General features: G+C 44.4%; 2 protein-coding genes. One reads left to right on the top strand and one right to left on the bottom strand.

The genetic code is table 11. The features are described 5' to 3' along the window. Positions 1-141: 141 nt before the first annotated feature. A complete protein-coding gene (locus NJ959_RS28030) occupies positions 142-2,127 on the bottom strand; it encodes a PP2C family protein-serine/threonine phosphatase (protein ID WP_254015048.1) in 1,986 nt (661 codons plus the stop codon). 250 nt (positions 2,128-2,377) lie between these two features. Between NJ959_RS28030 and NJ959_RS28025 the strand changes: the two genes are divergently transcribed. After that, the gene (locus tag NJ959_RS28025; protein ID WP_254015047.1) at positions 2,378-2,830 is read left to right on the top strand and encodes an NfeD family protein; all 453 of its coding nucleotides are present in this window, start codon (positions 2,378-2,380) and stop codon (positions 2,828-2,830) included. Positions 2,831-2,882 lie beyond the last annotated feature (52 nt).

Below are 2,882 nucleotides of genomic sequence, written 5' to 3'. Positions count from 1 at the left end.
CCCGAGAAAGGAAGAAATGCAGGTTGATTCTTACTCCCCCCTTTGACAAGGGGGGCTGGGGGGGTAAAAACTTTGTCAAAAAACGAGTATCTTTGCCAAAGTGGAATCCTCCCTAATACGGTACACAATATGACTTTTAACTTACTTCTCCTTCGAGTCTTGCCCAGGAGGAGGAGTCTGAATTTCTTGGGGAGGGAAAAGAAAATCCTGCATTTGTTTAAACCCCTGGGGATCGAGTAACCATTGAGCAGTTAATACTGCTGCACCAGCAGATAATAATACTACCAAGATTCCCAATACTCCCAAACTAACTTTGAGCCAATCCCCCTGTGATGTTGTGACTACTTCAGGTTCAACTGGCTGAGGTATAACCACAGATTCCTCTTCATCGACAATTTCAACCGGAGTAACTAAATCAGTATCTAAATTAATTGCAAAAGGCATAGTTTCTAAAGCACTTTCGCCGAAATCGAGAACCACAGGATACTGGGGAGAAACACCGCAATATGTAAGGACAACTGATGTATTATCATGACCATTCTTTTCATTCGCTAGCTCAATTAAAGCTTTAGCAGCTTCTTCCAGAGAAAGCCTACCAATTAACACATCTCTTGCATAATTAGTCCCAAATTGCTCCACCACATTATTGTCGCTCAACCCATCTGAACATAAGAGCAACAAACCATCTTCTTCTAAAATAAAGCGTCGCACAAATGGACGGAGTAATTCACCCTCCCTCGTACCCACAGCCTGGGTAAGTGCAGTAGCATCAGGGCGTTGTAATGCTTGGCGATATAAACTGCGTCCTAGTTTAACTTCGCGAGTTACCACATCATCATCTTGGGTAAGTAACTGACAGTATCGAGGCGTTAACCAATAAGCACGACTATCCCCCACATTCGCAATATAAAGTTCATGAGCATTACCTTCCCCATCAGTTCGCCTAATTATTTGGGGCAATTGCAATGCTAAAGTTAAAGTAGTCCCCATTCGCCGCCGAGACGATCGCTCTTGTTGGTCGTTACTAGAGGAAATCAAATTATTGACTATGCGAATAATAGCTGATAATTGATCTGCTACTAGCTCCGGTGTCATTAATTCTGGATCTTCTAATAACTCTGCTAACAGCGCACGGACTTGAATTTTAACTGACTGTACCCCCATGTGGCTAGCCACTTCTCCACCCTCATGACCGCCAATGCCGTCGCAGATAATAGATAAATGAGGGATAAGGGGATCTCTTGGTTGCTCCGGATCTTCTGGCAGCTCAGACATGAGAGGATAGCAACTATCCTCATTATGGTTTTGAATTGGTCCTGTATCGGTAAACCCTGCCACTTCTAAGCGTAAAGGTTGTCGAGATGCTTCTTCTAATAAAACTTGATTGAGTTTGATTGTAATTTCTTTGAAGTCAGGTTTCTCAACTTGCATCTGCTGAGTAATTTCTAATAGCCCAGCAGCCACATTTCCAGAAGCTCTCCGTGCCAAAGAATCCCAATAAGCACCAAGTTGTTGTATCGTAGCTTTGGATTGCGATCTTGTTAGTGTAGTTGTTCCCCCTGAAGCTGTCCCAACAACTAATTCATCTGCTTCTCTATCGCCACTCTCGCCCGCCGAGATTACCATTTCTGACGTTACCGCTCCAGTAACATAAAGTTCTCGCAGTCGCACCCGCCACCCTTCCACCCGCAGATTCTCTGGCACTAGAAGTGCGGAATTTACTCCCAATTCTGTTAAAGGTTTCCATAATTCCCACATTTGTGACAGCCAATAAACCTGACGCACCGCAGATACATTTGACCACATCTCCTCCATTGATGGATAAGGACCACCATTAGTATCAATCGGTCCATTCTCCAGCAAAATAACCTGTTCTGAGTTGGGCAAATTACACACCCCATAAACCTCTGGTACATGGAGGCGATGGGGATACAAGCGAAGGTAAGTTAGAATATTGCCACTCAGTTGCTCTGGCATATCTGGCGGCACATCTGGCTGCATATCCTGCCAAATTTGTGGTGCGATCGCCTGATACCGATTTGCGACTATTTCACCAACGGGTATTGTAGCAGCAGTGGAGCCTACCGCCCAGAGATAGCGATTTACCAGTAATTTAGGACTACGCATAATGGTTTAAAATGACTTAAAAACAAGTGTGAGGTAAATTGGTAGCAGCAGCGGTCAGCTCGTTGATACATGATTAAATTAGCTCAAATCCTACAGAAGCGGGATAAATTAGAATAAAACAATAAACATCCAATAAGCTAAAAGAATAAAGAAAAAGATCCTATTGTGTCTAGCCGTCTATCAGGGAATGGGTGATGGCTAATCGCTAATTGCTCCTCAACTCCTGACTTTACAGTACAAGGATTCTCATATGTCTTTCAATCCTACGATCCTCTGGCTCCTCGCCGGATCGATTCTTTGTTTAATTGAATTATTTGTCCCAACCGCCTTTGTTCTCTTTACCATGGGTATCAGCGCCTTAGTGGTAGGGTTGGTATCCGCGATGGCAACGCCTGCCTTTGGCAACGCACCCCAGTTTTCCCTGCAAGTGGTACTGTGGTTATTGTTATCCGTCTCTCTGGTATATTTCTCCCGTCGCCTCCTCCCAACTGCGAAAGCGTCTAAAAATCTTGATGGGAAGGAAGGGCGCACCCTAACCGAAATTTCAGCAGGAGAGACAGGGAGAGTACTCTATGAAGGCAATTCCTGGCAAGCACGTTGCGATGATGATGTGAGTGCGATCGCGCCTAATGAAAAAGTCTACATTGTTAGACGGCAAGGCACAACCCTGTTTGTTGTTCCACAAAAAATCTTTCACGATTGAGTGGGGAGTGGGGAATGGTGAAAGTATTTTTTATTAGCCTTTAGCCTTCAGC

The sequence above is a fragment of the Limnofasciculus baicalensis BBK-W-15 genome (assembly GCF_024178385.1).
Classification (GTDB): domain Bacteria; phylum Cyanobacteriota; class Cyanobacteriia; order Cyanobacteriales; family Coleofasciculaceae; genus Limnofasciculus; species Limnofasciculus baicalensis.
This window is presented reverse-complemented; position numbering and strand designations above follow the sequence as displayed.